We start from the raw sequence: 19,420 nt of genomic DNA, 5'->3' as shown, positions 1-19,420 counted from the left end.
CCCGTCAGCGCACTGCTCCGCCGCGACCACCGCGCCGCGCCCCCACAAGGAACGGCCCGCGCCGTGCCGCACCCCCTTTCGCGCGCCACCCAGCACTTCCGCCGAGGAACCCCGCCATGAACAGCGACGTCCAGATCGCCGGCGACCCGCTCGCCATCCCCCACCTGCTGCCGCCCGTCCCCGCGCACCCCTCCACCGTCGCCGGCTTCGCGGGCCTGGCCCGCTCCCTCGCCGCCGACCGCGCCGCGTGGGCCCCGCTGGTCCGCTACGACGCCACCACCCGCTGGTACCACCGGCTTCGCACGGGCCCTGGTTACGAGGTGTGGCTGCTGAGCTGGGTCCCCGGGCAGGGCAGCGGTCGGCACGACCACGGCCCGTCCTCGGGCGTACTGACCGTCCTGGAAGGCGAGTTGACGGAACACGCCGCCGGTGGAGCGCGCACCCTGGGGGCCGGCGTCCAGCGGGTCTTCGCCCCCGGCTACGCCCACGAGGTCGTCAATGACGCGCTGGTGCCGGCCGTCAGCCTGCACGTGTACTTCCCCGGCCTGACCGACATGCCGATGCTCCCCGCGTCCCACCTCCGTTCCACCGAGGTGCCCCCCGTCCCGTCGCACAGCGCCCGGTGCGCGGCGCCGGTCCGGGGGACCGCGGCCCCCTGACGCCCGGCCGGCGCCCGACCACCACCCCTCATGGCAGCAGCCGGCGGCTGACAGACTGACGGGCATGCGCATTGTGGTTCTGGCCGGCGGTATCGGCGGCGCCCGCTTCCTGCGGGGACTGAAGGCAGCAGCTCCGGACGCGGACATCACCGTCATCGGCAACACCGGTGACGACATCCATCTGTTCGGGCTGAAGGTGTGTCCCGATCTCGACACCGTGATGTACACGCTCGGTGGCGGGATCAACGAGGACCAGGGCTGGGGCCGGACGGGCGAGACGTTCCGGGTGAAGGAGGAACTGGCCGCGTACGGCGTCGGGCCGGAGTGGTTCGGGCTGGGTGACCGGGACTTCGCCACCCACATCGTCCGGACCCAGATGCTGGGCGCCGGCTACCCGCTGAGCGCGGTCACCGAGGCGCTGTGCGACCGCTGGCAGCCCGGCGTGCACCTGCTGCCGATGTCCGACGACCGGGTCGAGACCCACGTGGCCATCGAGGACGAGAACGGCGAACGCAAGGCCGTGCACTTCCAGGAGTACTGGGTGCGGCTGCGGGCCTCGGTGCCGGCGCTGGCCGTGGTGCCGGTCGGCGCCGAACAGGCCAAGCCGGCGCCCGGCGTGCTGGAGGCCCTCGCGGCGGCCGACGTGATCCTCTTCCCGCCCTCCAACCCGGTCGTCAGCATCGGCACGATCCTGGCCGTCCCCGGCATCCGGGAGGCCGTCGCGGAGGCCGCGGCACCGGTGGTCGGGCTGTCGCCGATCGTCGGGGACGCCCCGGTGCGCGGGATGGCCGACAAGGTGCTGGAGGCGGTCGGGGTGGAATCCAGCGCGGCAGCGGTGGCCCGGCACTACGGCGCGGGCCTGCTGGACGGCTGGCTGGTGGACGACGTGGACGCGGGCGCGGTGGCCGACGTCGAGGCGGCGGGGATCCGTTGCCGCTCGGTGCCGCTGATGATGACGGATGTGGACGCCACCGCCGCGATGGCCCGCGAGGCGCTGGCGCTCGCCACGGAGGTGCGGCGATGACCGGAACGGCGCCCGGGTACCGGGTGTGGGCGCTGCCGGGCATCCCCGAGGTGCAGCCCGGCGCCGACCTCGTCAAGCTGATCGCGACCGCGGCGGCCGGCACCGACCTGCCCCAACTGGCCGATGGTGACGTGGTGTTGGTCACCTCGAAGATCGTCAGCAAGGCCGAGGGGCGGATCATCGAGGCCCCCGACCGCGAGGCGGCTATCGACGCCGAGACGGCGCGGGTGGTGGCCCGCCGCGGCACCCTGCGGATCGTGCAGGACCACCGGGGCCTGGTGATGGCCGCGGCCGGCGTGGACGCCTCCAACACCCCGTCCGGCACGATCCTGCTGCTGCCCGCGGACCCGGACGCCTCGGCCCGCGCGCTGCGGGCCGGGCTGCGCGAGACGCTCGGCGTGGACGTCGGCGTGATCATCACCGACACCTTCGGGCGGCCGTGGCGCAGCGGTCTGACCGACGTCGCCATCGGGGCGGCCGGGGTGCGGGTGCTGGACGACCTGCGCGGCGGCACCGACGCCTACGGCAATCCGCTGGTCGCCACCGTCGTGGCCACCGCGGACGAACTCGCCGCCGCGGGCGACCTGGTGAAGGGCAAGGCGACCGGGCTGCCGGTGGCGGTGGTGCGCGGGTTGCCGCACGTCGTCCTGCCGGCGGACGCGGAGCCGGAGGCGGGTGCCGGCGGGAACGCGGACGGCGAGGAGCCCGCGGACCTGGACCTGGGGGCGCGGGCGCTGGTGCGGGACGCCGCGAACGACATGTTCCGGCTGGGCACCTCCGAGGCCGTCCGGGAGGCGGTGACGCTGCGGCGCACGGTCCGGGAGTTCACCGACGATCCGGTGGACCCGGGCGCGGTGCGGCGCGCGGTGGCCGCGGCACTGACCGCGCCGGCGCCGCACCACACCGCGCCGTGGCGGTTCGTCCTCCTGGAGTCGGCGGAGTCCCGGACCCGCCTGCTGGACGCGATGCGGGACGCCTGGGTGGCCGATCTGCGCGCGGACGGGAAGTCGGAGGAGGCCGTCGCCAAGCGGGTGCGGCGCGGCGACGTGCTGCGCAACGCGCCGTATCTGGCGGTGCCGTGCATGGTGCTGGACGGTGCGCACGCCTACCCGGACGCGCGGCGCGGCGCCGCCGAGCGCGAGATGTTCGTCGTCGCGCACGGCGCGGGCATCCAGAACTTCCTGGTGACGCTGGCCGCCGAACGGCTGGGGTCGGCGTGGGTCTCCTCGACGATGTTCTGCCGGGACGTGGTCCGGGAGGTGCTGGAGCTGCCGGCGGACTGGGAGCCGATGGGGGCGGTGGCCATCGGGCGGCCGGCGGCGGCGCCGCGGGAGCGGCCGGCGCGGCCGGTGGACGACTTCGTCAGCGTCCGCTGAGGGGACGAACGACAAACCCGACGGTGGGCGGCGCTGTCCCGGTCACAGCCGGGCGATGTCGCCCACCGGGAAGCGCGGGGCGCGGCGCGGCGGGACCAGGCCGGAGAGCAGGATCAGCCGGGCCGCGCGGTGCCGCTGGCCCTCGTAGGGCGTCAGCAGGTGGAGCATCTCCTCGTCGGTGGTGCCGCGGCGGCCGGTGAGCGCATAGCCGATGATCTTCGGCAGGTGCAGGTCGCCGACGGTGATCGCGTCGGGGGCGCCCAGGACGCGCTGGAGGGTCTCGGCGGCCGTCCAGGGGCCGATGCCCGGGATCGCGGTCAGCCGGCGGGTGGCGGCCGCGAGGTCCATCCGCGCGGCCTCCTCCATACGGGCCGCGACCCGGACCGCGCGCACGATCGCCGAGGACCGCTTGGCGTCGACGCCCGCGCGGTGCCACTCCCAGGACGGGATCAGCGCCCAGCCGCGCGGCTCGGGCATCACCCGCAGTCGGTCCCAGGGGCCGGGCGCGGGCGTGCCGTGTCGCTGGAGCAGCAGCCGCCAGGCGCGGTACGCCTCGTCGCTGGTGACCTTCTGTTCCAGGATCGAGGGGATCAGCGACTCCAGGACCAGGCCGGTGCGGGCGAGCCGGACGCCGGGGTGGCGGCGGTGCGCCTCGTGGACGACGCGGTGCCGGGCGGTCAGCGCCGCCGGGTCGTCGGACTCCCCCAGCAGCTCCGGCAGGCGCTCCAGCAGCCACTGCGCGCCCGGGCCCCAGGCCGTCGCCGCGACGTGGCCGTCGGCGGGGCGGACCGCCAGGCGCAGGGTGCCGGGGCCGTCGGGCGTGCGGCAGGCGCGCCAGATCTCGTCGCCGCGGACCGCGAACGCCGGGTCGCCGGGACCGCGACGCAGCACCCCGAGGGTGCGGTGCAGGTCGTACGGGCCGGGCGGAACCCAGGTGCGGGCGGGCATGCCGCCAGGTTAGGCGATCGGGTCGGGCCGGGGTCAGGCGTCGCTCGTCACCGGTCGGACGAGGAGGCCGTCACCGGCCGGACGGGGCGCAGGCCACTGATCGGACGGGGAACAAGGTCACCGGTCGGAAGGGGAGCACGTCACTGGTCGGAGGAGAAGCGGACCGAGCCGGCGGGGATGTCGGCGCCGCACCAGATGCGGATGCCGCCGCGCAGTTCGTTGTCGGGACCGACCACCGCGCCGTCGCCGATCACCGCGCCGTCCAGGACCGTACGGGCCCCGATCCGGGCGCCGGCGCCGATCAGCGAGTCGCGGACCTGGGCGCCCGGTTCGATCACGGCGCCGTCGAGGACCGTGCTGCCGTCCACCCGGGCGCCGGCGCCGACCGTGGCGGCGGAGCCGACGACGGTGCCGCCGGTGAGCTTGGCGTCGGGGGCGACCTCGGCGTCCGCCAGGACGAGGCGGTCGCCGCAGCGGCCGGGGACGGCCGGGGACGGGGCGCGTCCCATGACCAGGTCGGCGGAGCCGCGGACGAATGCCTGCGGGGTGCCGAGGTCGAGCCAGTAGGTGGAGTCGACCATGCCCTGGAGGTGGGCGCCGTCGGCGAGCAGGCCGGGGAAGGTCTCGCGTTCGACGGAGACCGGGCGGCCGGTGGGGATGGTGTCGATGACCGAGCGGTTGAAGACGTAGGCGCCGGCGTTGATCTGGTCGGTGACGATTTCCTCGGGGGTCTGCGGCTTCTCCAGGAAGGCGGTGACCCGGCCGGTTTCGTCGGTGGGGACCAGTCCGAAGGCGCGCGGGTCCTCGACCCGGGTGAGGTGCAGGGAGACGTCGGCGCCGCTGGTGCGGTGGGTGTCGACCAGGGCGCGGATGTCCAGGCCGGTGAGGATGTCGCCGTTGAAGATCAGCACCGGGTCGCCGGGGGCCGAGTGCAGCCGGGAGGCGACGTTGCGGATGGCGCCGCCGGTGCCCAGCGGCTCCACCTCGGTGACGTATTCCAGGTGCAGGCCGAGCGCGGAGCCGTCGCCGAAGTACGGCTCGAAGACCTCGGCGAGGTAGGACGTGGCCAGGACGATGTGCTCGACGCCGGCGGCGCGGGCGCGGGCCAGTTGGTGGGTGAGGAAGGGCACGCCGGCGGCCGGGACCATGGGCTTGGGCGTGTTCACCGTCAGCGGGCGCAGCCGAGTGCCCTTGCCGCCGACCAGGAGGATCGCTTCGGTCACTTGTGTCCTCTTGTTCGCTTCTCCGCCCGTGCAGGGCAACGGTGCGGCAGTCGTCGCGTCGACCGCGGCCCGGCGGCTGCGCGTGCGACGCTCACGTGGTCTTCTCTGCTTCCTGGGGTCGGCTGGTCGGCGGACCAGTGTAGGCAGACGGACCGTCGGTCGCCCTCGGCGGGACGTCGGGACGCGGCGGGCCGATGACGGGGTGCCGGGAGGTATCGCGGTCCCTAGGACGTGTAGTGGCGGCGATCGGTTCAGTGTCGGGGCCGACGACCGTGTGGTGGCAGAGGACACCGGGGGTGACACGTTTCACGGTGGCGGTGCCGGACGGGGCTCCCGGCGGGCGTCAGCGGCCCTGGAGGCGGGCCGCGGTCAGTCGGACCGCGGGGAGGTCGGCGTAGAGGAGGGCGCCGGGGCATTCCGTCTTGAAGCCGTCGCGATGGCCGGAAATGACGTGCTGTTCGACGATTCTCCCCTTCCGGTAGAGATTGCCGCCGGTGGACGTCATCGGGGTGCGGCCGCGCGGATCGGCGCCTTGCAGGCCGAGCTTCCAGGCCGTCAGCCGGCCCAGCGCCTCGACGGCGGGGCGGGGCGGCGCGGTCTTGCTGAACGAGCCGAGCAGCGCGATGCCGGTGCTGTCGTTGTTGAAGCCGAGGGTGTGGGCGCCGAGCACCGGTTTGGCGACGCCGCCGGCGCGGCCCTCGTAGATGGTGCCGCACTTGTCGATCAGGAAGTTGTAGCCGATGTCCCGCCAGTGGCTGCTCTTGACGTGGTAGCGGTACAGGCCGCGGATCACCGAAGGGGCTTGTGCGCAGGTGTAGTTGTTGCCGGTGGCGCTGTGGTGGACGAAGACGGCGCGGACCGGGTGGGTGTAGACGAAGCGCGCTTCGCGCAGCTTCTCGTCGGCGCCCCAGCCGGCCCGGGTGACGATGCGCGGGCGGGGGCCGATGTGCACCGCTCCGGCGGCGGGGCCACCGGCCGCGGTGACGTCGGCCTGGGTGGCGGCCTGGTCGGCGGCGGGGATCTCGGTGGCGCCGAGCGGTGCCAGGGGCGCGTTGGCGGCGGAGCTGGCGGTGGCCTCGGGGGTGCTGGGCGGGCCGCCGCGGACGACGGGGGTGTCGGGGCCGGGGTCGACGAGTTCGAGCCGTAGGCCGTGCGGCAGGACGGTGGCGGCGCGGTGCGGGTCGGCGAGCGTGAGGCGCAGTTGGACGGCGTCGCTGGCGCCCACCCACAGGGGCGCCGTGCTGCCCCGTGCGACGTTGCCGCGGCCCTCCCTGGCGCCGAGGTCGGGGGCGTCGTCGCTGGCGTTCTGGAGGTCCTGCCAGCCGGACCAGAGGCCGCTGCCGCGGGCCCGGGTGCGGACCTGGATCCGGCCGCGGAGGTCGGCCGCGGCGTCGTCCCAGACGATGCCGAGGAGGGAGAACGGTCGGACCGTACGGGGTGCCAGTGCGCGGACGGCCTGTTCTTGTTGCGGGCCGCTGTCCTGGCCGCCCTGGGCGGGGGTGCCCGGGGCGGCCGGGACGAGGTTCTCCAGTGGCAGGGACTGGGTGGCGCCCGGCAGGTCGCCGGCGCGCACCGCGCCGGGCCCGGAGGCTGACTCGGCGGGGTGTGCGGCGGCCGGGGCGAGGGGCAGGGCGAGGGCGGCCGTGCACGCGGCGCCGAGGCAGGACACGAGGAAGGGGCGCATGGGAAATCCTGGACACGGCCGGCAGCGGCCCGCCAACGCTGGTCTGACGGGACATCGGCCGAACCGGTGGCCCGCGCGGACCGCACCCGACTGACCGTCAGTGGCCCGCGCGCGTACTCTGGCCGCGATGAACGCCACCGACCGCACCCCCGCCGACCTGCTGGGTTCCGCGCTCGCCGCGGACCCGGCCCGCCCGCTGGTGACCTTCTACGACGACGCCACCGGCGAGCGGGTGGAACTGTCCGTCGCGACCTTCGCCAATTGGGTGGCGAAGACCGCCAACTACCTCCAGGGTGATCTGGCCGCCGAGCCCGGCGACCGGCTCGCGCTGCTGTTGCCCGCCCACTGGCAGACCGCCGTCTGGCTGTTGGCCTGTGCATCGGTGGGCGTGGTCGCGGACGTGGGGGGTGATCCGGCCGCCGCGGACCTCGTCGTCAGTGGTCCGGACACCCTCGATGCGGCGCGGGCCTGCTCCGGGGAGCGGGTGGCGCTGGCGCTGCGCCCGTTGGGCGGCCGGTTCCCGCAGCCGCCGGCCGGGTTCGTGGACTATGCGGTGGAGGTGCCGGGCCAGGGCGACCGGTTCGCGCCGTTCGTCCCGGTGGATCCGGGCGCACCGGCGCTGGCGGTCGGCGGCGTGGAGCTGACCGGTGCCGGGATCGGCGAGCGGGCGCGGGCGGATGCCGCGGCCACGGGGCTGCCGGCGGCGCCGCGGGTGCTGTCGGGGCTGGCGTACGACACCTGGCAGGGCCTGTCGTTCGGGCTGTACGCGCCGTTGGCGGCGGGCGGTTCGGTGGTGCTGTGCCGCCACCTGGACCGGCTGGACGACGGTGCGCTGGCCGCGCGGGAGGCCACCGAGAAGGTCACCTTCACCGCGCCGCGCTCCTAGGGCCGCTCCGGTGGATCAGGGCCGGACACGCCCTGATCCACCGGAGCGGCCCCGCGGCGGCCGGGACCGGCGCGGGGCCGTCGACTCCCCCGTCCGGCCGAGGGGATTCCCGCCGGACGGGCCGGTCCGGCCGTGTGGGGCCATGCTCGGTGTACGTACGCCCGGTGCGTACGGACTCCCCGGCGCGGGGTCCGGTGGTCTCCTCCCCGGCGGTGCCCGGCGCCGGGGTGTGCCGCCGACTCCGTGAGGGAGGGACGCACCCGTGACCGAGAGCCCCGACACCCCGCCCGGCCGCCGGCGTCCTTCCGAGAGCAGTGGGCGGGGGGCGCCGGGCCCCGGTCGGCGGGCGCGGTTCGGGGGCTGGGCGGAGCGTCCCACCGGGCTGCTGGCGACCGACCGGCCGGGCCCGCCGCGCGTCCCGGCGCCGCCGCACCGCCGCTGGCTGCGGGCCGCCGCGCTGGCACTGACCGTCGCCGTCCTGGCCTCGGCCGGGTTGGGGTGGGCCGTCTGGACCCGGCTCAACGGCAATATCCACTCGGACAGCGCCACCGAGCGGGAGTTGGAGAAGTACGAGTCGGAACGGCCGCCGGCGGGTCCGCCGAACGCGCAGGACATCCTGCTGATCGGCTCCGACAACCGCGGTGGCGACAACGGCGCGTACGGGGTGGACAGCGGCACCCAGCGTTCGGACACCACGATCCTGCTGCACCTGGCGGCCGACCGGAGGAGCGCGACCGCGGTCAGCATTCCGCGCGACCTGATGGTGCCCGTGCCGCACTGCAAGCGCGCCGACGGAACCGAGTCGGTGCCGCAGACGGTGCAGTTCAACTGGGCGTTCGCGTTCGGCGGTGCGGCGTGTGCGATCCGTACGGTGGAGATGATGACCCGGGTCCGGATCGACCACCACGTCATCGTGGACTTCACCGGGTTCAAGAACATGGTGGACGCGGTGCACGGTGTGCAGGTGTGTCTGCCCCAGCCCATGAAGGACGACGAGGCGCATGTGGCGCTGCCGGCCGGTCGGCAGACGTTGGACGGCGAGGCGGCGCTCGGTTTCGTGCGGGCCCGCAAGAGTTTGGGGAACGGCAGTGACACCCAGCGTATGGAGCGGCAGCAGCAGTTCCTCGCCGCTTTGGTGAAGAAAGTGCAGAGCAATGGTGTGCTGCTCAATCCGATGCGGCTGTATCCGGTGATGGATGCCGCGACCAGTTCACTGACCACTGATGCCGGGCTGGCTTCCCTCCGGGGTTTGTACGAATTGGTCCGCAGCATGCGCAGCATTCCCACCGCACATGTGCAGTTCCTGACCGTGCCGCGTACCGCGTACCGCTACGACCCGAATCGCGATGAGCTGGTGCAGCCGGACGCGGACCGGCTCTTCGGGCGGCTGCGCAGTGATCAGCCGGTGACGGTGGTGCCGCAGCGGCCCACCGCGGCCGTGGACGGCAAGGGGGCGGGCCGCGGGCGGGGCGGAAGGCCGGCGCCCGCCGCGAGTTCGACACCGGCCTTTCCCGGGACCACGGCGGAACACGGCGCCTGCGAATAAAAACGCCGCACAGTGCGCCGGCGAGCCCTGAAGGGAATGGGTGGATTGCCCAGTTGTAGGGAAGTGGAATTTGTCACGGGCGTCGCCCGACGCTGAACTGGGCGGATAGTGTGAGCGATCCGGTCCGCACGACCAGCTGACCGTTGACCGTTAACCCAGTAACTGACCACGTAACGCACTATCGACCGACCGAGCGCCCTGAGGGGATGGCGCCGCGTGGTACCGACGGAGGACTCAAGGCACCGTGGACGCGCAAGGCCGTGGGCAGGCGGGCGACGACAACGTCGACCCCGCCGATCAGTGGGTGTTCGATCCGAACACCGGCAACTACGAGTTGCGGCTTGACCCGAAGGGTCAGGGCCCGGCTCGGCCCGCCGACCGCAAGGCGCCCGGCAGACGTGCCATGGGGAAACCCGGCGCGGGGCGCGATGACACCGACACCCGTCCGCTGCCCGTCCAACGGGGCAGCCGGAAGGACGACGACGACGCCGAGCCCGCGACGGGCGGCCGGGCGGCGCGCCGGGCCGCGGACCGGGCCGGGGCCGGATCCGCGGCGGCGGCCGGCAGCGCGGCGAGCCGCCGCAAGCCCAAGCCGAAGAAGTCGGTGAAGCGGAAGGCCGTGTACTGGACGGCCGGTGTGGTGGGCTTCGTGCTCGTCGCCGGCTGCGGTACCGCGTTCGTCCTCTACGAGCAGCTCAACGGCAACATCAAGAAGGTCGACGTCGGCGAGGAGAACTCGGCGGTCACCGACGGTCCGGTGAACCTCCTGGTCATCGGCACCGACGCGCGCACCGGCAAGGGCGATGCGGGGTACGGCGACTCGGGCAGCGTCGGGCACGCGGACACCACGATCCTGATGCACGTGTCCAAGGACCGGACCAACGCCACCGCGCTGAGCATCCCGCGTGACCTGATCACCGACATCCCCGACTGCCCGACGAAGCAGCCGGACGGCTCGACGAAGGTCATTCCGGGCCAGCAGCGGGTGCGGTTCAACACCAGCCTGGGCCAGGAGGGCCGGGACCCGGGCTGCACCTGGCGGACCGTCGAGAAGCTGACCGGGGTGAAGGTCAACCACTTCATGATGGCGGACTTCAACGCCGTCAAGGACCTGTCCACCGCGGTGGACGGCGTCGAGGTGTGCGCGGGCAAGGACATCAACGACCCCAAGTCGCACCTGAAGTTGACGGCCGGTCGGCACATCGTCGAGGGCGAGCAGGCGCTGGCGTTCGTCCGGACCCGGCACGCGGTGGGCACCGGCAGCGATCTGAGTCGGATTCAACTCCAGCAGCAGTTCGTCGGTTCGCTGATCCGGAAGCTCAAGTCCAGCGCGTTCAGCAGTCCGACCAAGCTGCTGGACGTGGCGCAGGCGGCGACCAAGGCGTTGACGGTGGACACCGGTATCGGCAGTGCCTCGAAGCTGATGGACTTCGGCAGCGACCTGAAGCGGGTCGACCTCAACAAGATCACCTTCGCCACCGTCCCGGTGCTGGACAACCCGCACGACAAGGCCACCGTCGTGCTGGACACGGCCAAGGCCGATCCGCTGTTCAAGATGGTGCAGCAGGACCACACGCTGGCCAAGGGCGCCGGGAAGGACCAAGGCGGCAAGAAGACCGCACCGGTCAAGAAGGCCCCGGCCGAGCTGGTCCGGGTCGATGTCACCAACGGCGGCGGGCCGTTCGGCTCGGCCCAGGAGACCGTGGACTGGCTGCAGAACACCAAGGGCGCGCGGCTCTCCACCAATGCCGGCAACGCCCCGGAGAAGCTCGCCGCGACCCGTCTGGAGTACGCGCCCAACCAGGCCGACCAGGCCGCCACGCTGGCCGAGTGGATGGGTCTGCCCAAGAGCGCGTTGAAGCAGACCGCCACGGACGCCGGTCCGCGGGTCCCGATGAAGCTGGTGCTCGGCAAGGACTTCACCGCCCCGGGCTCACCGATCGAGGCGCCGACCGAAACCCCGGCGGGGGTCCAGCACGTCAATGCAGATGACAAGAACATCTGCGCGAAGTAATCCGGCGGGCCCAACTGGGCCGCCCAGCGGGGAGCGCGGCGTCAGCCGCCCCAGTGGAGCCGGTGCGCGTACCGGGTGCCCCAGTGGAGCCGGTGCGTGCACCGGGGGGACACCGAGCGCACCGGATCGGACAACGGGGAGAGTGCCGAATGCCGCAGAGCGGTGTGCGCGGTGACGGGCAGCGCGGGGGACGTCGGGAGCCGGAGCCGGAGCCCCAGCGGTTGGGCTGGACGGGCGGCGGCTTCGCGGACAAGGGGCTGCCCCCGGACGCGCCGGGCTGGGCGCCGGACGAGGGCGCCGGCCCGCCGGCTCCCGACGACGGCGGTGGCTCGCCCGACGACGAACCGGCCGGCCACCGCACCGGCCGTCCCCCGCGTCGCCGCAAGGGCGGTAAGACCGGCAAGGCCGGTGAAGCCGGCAAAGCCGGTAAGGGCAGCAAGCGCGGCCGGGCGCTGCGCTGGACCGCGCTGAGTCTGGGCCTGCTCCTGGTGGCCGGGGCGACCGGCGGCTACCTCTACTACCAGCACCTGAACGCCAACCTCCGCAAGGAGGCGCTGGACCTCGGCCCGGGCGGGCTGAAGAAGCCGGAGCCCAACGCGTTCGGGCAGACGCCGATGAACATCCTGCTGGTGGGCTCGGACGGCCGGAACAGCGAGAAGAACATCGAGCTGGGCGGGGCCCGCCAGGACGCGGACCGCAAACCGCTGGCGGACGTCCAGATGCTGCTGCACGTCAGCGCCGACCGCAGCAACATGTCGGTGATCTCCATACCGCGGGACACCCGGGTGACCATCCCGCAGTGCACCGACCCCAAGGACGGCCACGTCTACCCGCAGACCACCGCCGCCATCAACGAGTCGCTCCAGCACGGCGGTCCGGGCTGCACCGTCGCCACCTGGAAGGAGCTGACCGGCATCTACATCGACCACTTCATGATGGTCGACTTCGCCGGGGTGGTGGACATGGCCGACGCGGTCGGCGGGGTCCCGGTCTGCGTCGACCGGAACGTCTACTCGCACGACAGCAAGGGCCACGGCAGCGGACTGCGGCTGACCAAGGGCACCCACTCCGTCCAGGGCGTCCAGGCGCTCCAGTGGCTGCGCACCCGTTACGGCTTCGAGGACAACACCGACATCGGCCGGGCCAAGGCCCAGCACATGTACATGAACGCGATGATCCGTCAGCTCAAGAAGGGCACCAAGCTCACCGACCCGGTGCAGCTGCGGGACCTGGCGGAGGCCGCGACCAGCGCGCTCACCGTCGACGAGGGGCTGGGCTCAGTCAAGAAGCTCTACGACCTGGGCGGTGACCTCCAGCGGGTGCCGACCAAGCGCACCACGATGGTCACCATGCCGTGGCAGTACGGCCCCGGGGAGCGGTACGTGCTTCCCAAGCCCGTTGACGCGGAGGCCACCTTCGCGATGCTGCGCAACGACGTCGCACTGGACGGCAAGGACGCCAAGGACGCCAAGAAGAAGCCGGAACCGGCGACCGGGCCGTCCACCCCCAAGGCCAAGTTGGACGTCATCGTCCAGAACGGCACCGACGGTTCGCGCGGTCCGGCCGCCGGTCGCGCCAACGACCTCCACAGCCGGCTGACCGCGCTCGGCTACACGAGCGCGCGCACGGACTCCCGGCTCACCAGCCAGGCGGACACCACCGTCGTCTACAAGGACGCCGCCCAGCGCGGCGACGCCCTGGCGCTCGCCAAGGCCCTGGGGCTGCCCGGCGGCGCGGTGCGGGAGTCGTCCTCGGCTAGCACGATGCGGCTGGTGGTCGGCAACGACTGGCGGACCGGCACGGACTACCCGGCGTCGTCCGGCGGGAGCGGCGGGGCGGCCGCGCACGAGGCTCCCAAGAGCGCGGACCCGCTGAACGCGGAGAAGGACTCCTCGGCCTGTATGACGGTCAATCCGCAGTACACGTTCTGACGTGCCCGGCGGGGGTGCGCGCCGGTGGGGCGCGCACCCGGGCGGCTACTCCGCGGCCGGGGCCGGCACGGCGGGCCGCCGGCTGGCGATGACCTTCTGCGCGAGGGCGCGCGGGCTGGTGAGGAAGCCGACGCCCCACGACATGTGCATGGTCGCCAGGGCGAGGGGGATCTGGGCGCGGGCCTTCAGCGTCAGGCCCTTGCCGGCCGGCAGCGAGCCCGCGGTGATCGCGGCCAGGTAGCCGGCCGGGACGACGAGGCCCCAGGGCGTGACGGCCACGCCGACGACCAGGCCCGCCGCGATGGCGCAGACCGCGGTCGGCGGGGCGAGGTAGCGCAGGTTGATCGACCCGGAGTGGTAGCGGGCGACGACGTGCCGCCACTTCCCGTAGTCCTTGTACTGCTTGGCCAGTGCCTTGATGCTGGGCCGCGGCCGGTACTGGACCTTCAGCTCCGGCGAGAACCAGATCTGCCCGCCGGCCTCCCGGATGCGGAAGTTCAGCTCCCAGTCCTGGGCGCGGATGAACTCCTCGTTGTAGCCGCCCTGCTGCTCCAGCACCTCGCGGCGGAAGACGCCGAGGTAGACCGTTTCGGCCGGGGCGGCCGCACCGCCGGTGTGGAAGGCGGCGTTGCCGACGCCGATCTTGGAGGTCATGGCGGCGGCCACCGCCTCCTCCCAGGCGTTCTCGCCCTCGGCGTGCATGATGCCGCCGACGTTGGCGGCGCCGGTCTCTTCCAGGAGGCGCACGGCGGTGGCGATGTAGTTCGCCGAGAGCATGCCGTGGCCGTCGACGCGGACCACGACGGGGTGCCGGGACGCCTTGATCGCGGCGTTCAGGGCGGCGGGGGTGCGGCCGGTGGGGTTGGGGACGGTGTGCACCCGGGGGTCCTCGCGGACCAGTTCCGCGGCGATCTCGTCGGTGCGGTCCGTGGACGGGCCGAGGGCGATCACCACCTCCATCTCGCCGGCGTACTCCTGGGCCAGGATGTGCCGGACCGCATTGCGCAGGTGACGTTCCTCGTTGAGCACCGGCATGATCACGGAGACGGCCGGGAGCTGCTGCTGGGGCATGTTTCCTCGGGGGTACGGCCCGCGGCGAGCCGCCATGGGGGGCGGCAGCGCCCGCCGGCAGACTGCGGTATTCCGCCTCACGGTACCGCGAACGGGGGACCCCGTCGGACGGCAACCGGGTGGCCGGACGACAACCGCCCGGTGTGTGGCGTTTTGATGCAGATCATATGGGCTTACGGTGACCCGGTCCGTTCCGTGACGGACTCCGTACCGTGCCGGAACGGACCGTGACGGACTCCGTACCGCGACTGCCCGCGCACCGGCCGGGCCCGTCCGCCCCGCTCCCCCGTCCCTGTCCCCGTCCACCGCGGAGGTGGCCCGTGACCGCGCCGTCCCCCTCCCCCCGCACCGTCCCGGGCCGGCGCCCCCGTCGGTCCCGGTGGCGCCGCCCGCGCCGACGGCCCCAGGGGGCGCGCTGGGGGGTGCGGATCAGCGCCGCGGCGACCGCCCTGTTGCTGTCCGCGAGCGGGGTGGGGCACGCCATGGTCACCGGCGTCGAGACCGGGATCAGCCGGGTGGACGCCTTCCAGGGCATCAGCGACCGGCCCGGAGGCGGCGGCGGGCTGACCTTCCTGGTCGTCGGCACGGACGGCCGGGACAAGCTGACCGACGAGGAGAAGCAGAAGTTCCACCTGGGCGGCGACCCCTGCCACTGCACCGACACCCTGATGCTGGTGCACCTGTCCGCCGACCGGAGCCGCGCCAGCGTCGTCAGCCTCCCCCGCGACTCGTACGCCGATGTGCCCGCCCACCAGGACGCCGACGGCCGGCGCCACCCGCGGCACGCGCTCAAGCTGAACGCCGCCTACGCCGAGGGCGGCCCCAACCTGACCGTGCGCACCGTCGAGCACATGACCGGGGTGCACATCGACCACTACCTGGAGGTCGACTTCACCAGCTTCATGCGGACCGTGGACGCGGTCGGCGGGGTGGAGGTGTGCACGGTACGGCCGCTCAAGGACCGCTACTCGGGGCTGAACCTGCCGGCCGGGACCTCGCGGCTGGGCGGCGGCCAGGCGCTCCAGTACGTCCGCTCGCGCCACGTCGACGCCTCGGCGGACCTGGGCCGGATGCAGCGCCAGCAGCGGTTCCTGGCCGCGCTGCTGGACCGGATCACCTCGTCCGGGGTGCTGATGAACCCGGTCCGCTTCAAGGAGGTGGCGGATGCCATGCTCCGGTCGGTACGGGCCGACGACGGCTTCGGGGCGGGCGACCTGGCCGACCTGGCGCAGGCGATGCGCGGCTTCGGCCCGGCGTCGTCGGAGTTCGCGTCGGTGCCGCTGCGCGGTGAGGCCGAGAACGTGCCGGGGCTGGGCTCGACGGTGCGCTGGGACCCGGTCCAGGCGCCGAGGCTGTTCCGGGCCCTGCGCGAGGACCGGCCGTTCGCCCTCCACCCGGACCCGAAGGCGGCGCCCACCCCGGTCGTGGACGTCCCGCCGGAACACGTCAAGGTGCGGGTCGAGAACGGCACCGGGCGGCCCGGCCTGGCCGCCCACGTCACCCGGGACCTGCACGACACCGGCTTCGCCACCGACGTCCCCGGTGACCTTGCGCACGACACCACACCGCGCACGGTGCTCTCCTACGACCCCCGTTGGGACCGCTCGGCGCGCTCACTGGCCGCGGCGCTGCCCGGTGCCCGGCTGCGGCCGGCGGCCGGGCAGGGGCCGGTGATGCGGGTGACCGTCGGGACGGACTTCCGGGCGGTGCGGCCGGTGCGGGCCGAGGAGCCGACGCCGGCCCCCGGCAACCTCGCCGCGATCACCGGCGACCAAGCGGTGTGCCGATGACGGTCCCCGCGCCCCGCCGGACCGCGCCGGGGCCGCCGCCGGTCGGGGCGGGCCGGCGGCACCGTGCGGGTCGGACCGCGGCCGCGGTCGCGGTGCTGGGGCTGGTCGCGGCCACCGCGGCGGCCGCCCCGGCGGCCCCGGCCGCGCCGACCGGCTGCGGCGTCCTGGTCAGCGGCCTGCTGTGCCTACGCGGCCCGGTCGGCGCCCCGGGCCCCTACACCGTCGTCTACCGGCGGGACGAGCCGATGCTCGGCGAGATCACCGTCCGGCTCGGCTACCAGCGCAAGAACTCCCGGATCACGGCGTTTCCCGGCTGGTTCGGCACCGGGCGGACGCGGGGCGGCACGCTCCGGTTGAGCGGGCGGGTGGAGATGCCGGCGGACGAGTGCATCCGGGGCGTCATGGAGCACACCACGGCGGTCTTCGTCACCAAGTGGAGCTGCGGCTGACGCCGGGCCGCCCGGTGTCCGGAGTCCGGAAAGGTGGGTGCGGAGCATGTGGCAGGCCGTCCTGGTCATCACCCCGACCACGGTGGTGCTCTTCCTGCTCGGGGCACTGGCGCTGGCCCTGGGCCTGGCGCTGTGGGCGGTCCGGGCCCCGTACCGGCGGGCCCCGCGCACCACGGCCCGGGTGCTGTTGGCGGTCTGGCTGCTGCTGATGCTGGTGGTCACCCTCGCCCCCGTCCAGCCGGTCGGCTCCGGCGACGCGACGTTCTGGTGGCGCCCGGGTGAGGGCCTGTTCGAGCTGGGCGCCCAGCTGGAGCCGGACCAGGTGGCGCTGCTGGTGCGGCGCCAGATCGCCGGCACCGCGCTGTTCGTCCCGGTGCCGCTGCTGCTGCGGTTCGCCGCGCCCCGGTGGTCGGCGGCGGGTGCGTTCCTGCTCGGGGTGGGGCTGAGCGTCGCCATCGAGGTGGCGCAGCTGCTGATGCGGGCGGGCCGGGTGGCCGACATCGACGACGTGCTGTGTGCGGCGGCCGGGACCGTCACCGGTGCGGCGCTGGCGCTGCTGGCGAAGCTGGCGGTGGCGGTGGCGCACCGCCGGGCGCTGCCCCGCCGGGCGGTCCGGGCCACGGCGGCGCCCGCGCCCGAGGAGGCGTGAGGGGGCGCCGCCGGCCGGTCAGGCGTCGTCGAGTCCCTCGGCGGCGCGCCGCTCGCGCAGTTCCTTGATGGCGCGGCGGCGGGCCAGCCGGTGCGTCCGGCGGATCTGGGCCTCTTGGTAGCGGCGCCGGTCACGCTCGGTCTCGGGCATGACCGGCGGCACCGTACGGGGCTTGCCGTGCTCGTCGACGGCGGCGAAGACGAGGTAGGCGGAGCCGACCTGCTGGGCGGGGGTGGATTCGTTCCAGCGCTCGGCCAGGACCCGGACGCCGATCTCCATGGAGGACCGGCCGGTCCAGTTGACCTGTGCCTTGACGTGGACGAGGTCGCCGACCCGGACCGGCTCCAGGAAGGCCATCTCGTCCATGGACGCCGTGACCGCGGGGCCGCCGGAGTGCCGGCCCGCGACCGCGCCCGCGGCGTCGTCGACCAGTTTCATGATCACGCCGCCGTGCACCGTGCCGAGGAGATTGGTGTCGCCTGCGGTCATGATGTGCGACAGCGTGGTGCGGGAGACGGAGGTGGGCTTGCCCGCAGGGGCGTCCTCCGGACTGTTGGTGGCGAGGTCGGTCATGCAGACCAGCGTAAGCCGGCCCCGTACGGGACCGTACGGCGCGGGCGGCGGAACGGCCCCGGGCGGCGTGACGCAGGTCTCGGCACCGGCGTGAGATGCCTCTCCCCTCCCCGCCAGAAACCATCTGGAATGGATGCTTCCGATGGTGGCGCCCGGAATCGTCGGGCCCTTCGCGGTATGGCCCGTTAGCGGTCCGTCGCTTTGCATCAGCTCTGCAACAGCCACGGCCCGATCCCGCACCCGCCCTGTAAAGCAACCCCCCGCGGCGTGCACACTTCCCCCTATGAATGAGTGGCCCCAAGGACGGTCCGGCGACCAGAGCGGCAACGGGTACGGACGCGGCAGCGGCAGCGCCCAGCCGGAGGGTGCGCGCGCCATGCCCCAGGTACGGCGCGACGCAGGCCCCGGCTACCAGCGGAACGAGCCCCCGCTCCCGCCGTCGCTCTCGCCGCGCCGCGGTGCCGGCGTACCGCCGCAGCAGTCCCAGGGCTACGACGACAGCGGCTACAACACCGGCCAGGTCTACGGCGGGGGCGGCGGCCGCGGCCGGGGCGCCGGTGACGGCCACGGCGGCGACGGCTACGGCGACGGCTACGACGCCCGGCCGCGCCCGCGGTGGGGCCGGCGCATCAAGTGGGCGCTGATCACCCTGGTCGTGGTGGTGCTGGCCGCCTCGATCGGCACCTACTTCTGGGCGGACGGCAAGCTGCGCCGCGAGGTGGACCTGAGCAAGGTCATCGACCGCCCCGCGACCGGCGACGGCACCAACTACCTCATCGTCGGGACGGACAGCCGCGAGGGCATGACCGACGACATGAAGCAGAAGCTGCACACCGGCGGCCCCACCGACGGCGGGCGCACCGACTCGATGCTGATCCTGCACGACGGCAGCAACGGCCCCACGCTGATATCCCTGCCGCGCGACTCCAACGTCGAGGTCCCCTCGTACGTCGGCTCGACCTCCGGCAAGAAGTACCCGGTGACCGGGCGGCACACCAAGCTGAACGCGACCTACGCCGAGGACGGCCCGGCCCTGCTGGTGCGCACCATCGAGTACAACACCCACCTGCACATCGACCACTACGTCGAGATCGGCTTCGCCGGCTTCGCCAACATCGTCGACGCGCTCGGCGGTGTGGAGATGGACATTCCCAAGGGCTTCAAGGACAAGGACTCCGGCGCCGACTTCAAGGCCGGCACGCAGACCCTCAACGGCGCCCAGGCGCTCGCCTTCGTCCGGACCCGGCACGCCTTCGCCTCCCAGGACCTTGAGCGCACCAAGAACCAGCAGAAGTTCCTGGCCACCATCGCGAAGCAGGCCGCCACCCCGGGCACCCTCCTCAACCCCTTCAAGCTCTACCCGACGCTGGGCGCCGGGCTGGACACGCTGAAGGTGGACAAGGACATGAACCTGTGGGACCTGGGCCAGATGTTCTTCGCGATGAAGGACGTCACCAGCGGCAACGGCAAGTCGATGAACATGCCGATCTCCGGCAGCACGGGCGGCAACCTGGTCTGGGACCAGGCCAAGCTCAAGCAGCTCGTCCAGCAGCTCAACAACGACGAGCCGGTCACCGTCACCGGCAACAACTGACCG

Annotated in this window: 16 protein-coding genes; 11 read left to right on the top strand and 5 right to left on the bottom strand. The window is 73.5% G+C overall.

Features of this window, described 5'->3' with window-relative positions:
• Positions 1 to 116: 116 nt before the first annotated feature.
• The 3 genes from ACO0M4_RS22910 to ACO0M4_RS22900 all read left to right on the top strand — a co-directional run bounded on the left by ACO0M4_RS22910 (position 117) and on the right by ACO0M4_RS22900 (position 3,059).
• Positions 117 to 659 (top strand): cysteine dioxygenase, encoded by a 543-nt coding sequence (locus tag ACO0M4_RS22910; protein ID WP_430372803.1) that lies wholly within the window; start codon positions 117 to 119, stop codon positions 657 to 659.
• Positions 660 to 723: 64 nt separating this feature from the next.
• Complete coding sequence (gene cofD / locus ACO0M4_RS22905) at positions 724 to 1,683, top strand: 2-phospho-L-lactate transferase (protein ID WP_430372802.1); 960 nt, start codon at positions 724 to 726, stop codon at positions 1,681 to 1,683.
• Positions 1,680 to 3,059, top strand: coding sequence for a coenzyme F420-0:L-glutamate ligase (locus tag ACO0M4_RS22900; protein ID WP_430372801.1), 1,380 nt, complete (start codon positions 1,680 to 1,682; stop codon positions 3,057 to 3,059). Before cofD ends, ACO0M4_RS22900 begins: the two co-directional genes overlap by 4 nt.
• A 42-nt stretch (positions 3,060 to 3,101) precedes the next feature.
• On the opposite strand, the gene ACO0M4_RS22895 is transcribed toward ACO0M4_RS22900, so the two are convergent.
• The 3 genes from ACO0M4_RS22895 to ACO0M4_RS22885 all read right to left on the bottom strand — a co-directional run bounded on the left by ACO0M4_RS22895 (position 3,102) and on the right by ACO0M4_RS22885 (position 6,914).
• On the bottom strand, positions 3,102 to 4,007 hold the full coding sequence (locus ACO0M4_RS22895) for a DNA-3-methyladenine glycosylase family protein (protein WP_430372800.1): 906 nt from the start codon (positions 4,005 to 4,007) through the stop codon (positions 3,102 to 3,104).
• 140 nt (positions 4,008 to 4,147) lie between these two features.
• A complete protein-coding gene (locus ACO0M4_RS22890) occupies positions 4,148 to 5,230 on the bottom strand; it encodes a sugar phosphate nucleotidyltransferase (RefSeq protein ID WP_430372799.1) in 1,083 nt (360 codons plus the stop codon).
• Between the two features lie 343 nt (positions 5,231 to 5,573).
• Entirely contained in the window at positions 5,574 to 6,914 is a 1,341-nt protein-coding gene (locus ACO0M4_RS22885) for a peptidoglycan recognition protein family protein (protein WP_430372798.1), read from the bottom strand.
• Between the two features lie 127 nt (positions 6,915 to 7,041).
• On the opposite strand from ACO0M4_RS22885, the gene ACO0M4_RS22880 reads away from it, so the two are divergent.
• From ACO0M4_RS22880 to ACO0M4_RS22865, 4 genes are all read left to right on the top strand, one after another.
• Positions 7,042 to 7,800: a TIGR03089 family protein gene (locus ACO0M4_RS22880; RefSeq protein WP_430372796.1), complete on the top strand. Its 759-nt coding sequence runs from the start codon at positions 7,042 to 7,044 to the stop codon at positions 7,798 to 7,800.
• 262 nt (positions 7,801 to 8,062) lie between these two features.
• The gene (locus ACO0M4_RS22875) at positions 8,063 to 9,346 is read left to right on the top strand and encodes an LCP family protein (protein ID WP_430372794.1); all 1,284 of its coding nucleotides are present in this window, start codon (positions 8,063 to 8,065) and stop codon (positions 9,344 to 9,346) included.
• A 244-nt stretch (positions 9,347 to 9,590) separates the two neighbouring features.
• Positions 9,591 to 11,360 (top strand): LCP family protein, encoded by a 1,770-nt coding sequence (locus ACO0M4_RS22870; RefSeq protein ID WP_430372793.1) that lies wholly within the window; start codon positions 9,591 to 9,593, stop codon positions 11,358 to 11,360.
• 149 nt (positions 11,361 to 11,509) lie between these two features.
• Positions 11,510 to 13,291, top strand: a complete 1,782-nt coding sequence (locus ACO0M4_RS22865; RefSeq protein WP_430372791.1) for an LCP family protein — start codon at positions 11,510 to 11,512, stop codon at positions 13,289 to 13,291.
• A gap of 45 nt (positions 13,292 to 13,336) precedes the next feature.
• Here ACO0M4_RS22865 and ACO0M4_RS22860 read toward each other — a convergent pair whose 3' ends face one another.
• Positions 13,337 to 14,362 (bottom strand): glycosyltransferase family 2 protein, encoded by a 1,026-nt coding sequence (locus ACO0M4_RS22860; RefSeq protein ID WP_390025597.1) that lies wholly within the window; start codon positions 14,360 to 14,362, stop codon positions 13,337 to 13,339.
• A 320-nt stretch (positions 14,363 to 14,682) separates the two neighbouring features.
• Between ACO0M4_RS22860 and ACO0M4_RS22855 the strand changes: the two genes are divergently transcribed.
• From ACO0M4_RS22855 to ACO0M4_RS22845, 3 genes are read left to right on the top strand one after another with little or no spacing between them, the layout of a single operon-like run.
• Positions 14,683 to 16,152: an LCP family protein gene (locus ACO0M4_RS22855; RefSeq protein WP_430372790.1), complete on the top strand. Its 1,470-nt coding sequence runs from the start codon at positions 14,683 to 14,685 to the stop codon at positions 16,150 to 16,152.
• A complete protein-coding gene (locus tag ACO0M4_RS22850; protein WP_430372789.1) occupies positions 16,149 to 16,601 on the top strand; it encodes a hypothetical protein in 453 nt (150 codons plus the stop codon). The genes ACO0M4_RS22855 and ACO0M4_RS22850 overlap by 4 nt, the downstream gene beginning before the upstream one ends.
• 46 nt (positions 16,602 to 16,647) lie before the next feature.
• Positions 16,648 to 17,250, top strand: a complete 603-nt coding sequence (locus ACO0M4_RS22845; protein ID WP_430372787.1) for a VanZ family protein — start codon at positions 16,648 to 16,650, stop codon at positions 17,248 to 17,250.
• Positions 17,251 to 17,268: 18 nt separating this feature from the next.
• Here ACO0M4_RS22845 and ACO0M4_RS22840 read toward each other — a convergent pair whose 3' ends face one another.
• Entirely contained in the window at positions 17,269 to 17,823 is a 555-nt protein-coding gene (locus ACO0M4_RS22840; protein ID WP_430372786.1) for an acyl-CoA thioesterase, read from the bottom strand.
• Between the two features lie 283 nt (positions 17,824 to 18,106).
• Between ACO0M4_RS22840 and ACO0M4_RS22835 the strand changes: the two genes are divergently transcribed.
• A complete protein-coding gene (locus ACO0M4_RS22835; RefSeq protein ID WP_430372784.1) occupies positions 18,107 to 19,417 on the top strand; it encodes an LCP family protein in 1,311 nt (436 codons plus the stop codon).
• Positions 19,418 to 19,420: the final 3 nt, after the last annotated feature.

Origin of the sequence: Streptomyces sp. RGM 3693 (assembly GCF_050471125.1) — a bacterium.
Lineage (GTDB): Bacteria > Actinomycetota > Actinomycetes > Streptomycetales > Streptomycetaceae > Streptomyces.
The sequence above is the reverse complement of the archived record's forward strand: the minus strand, read 5'-3'. Positions and strand labels throughout refer to the sequence as shown.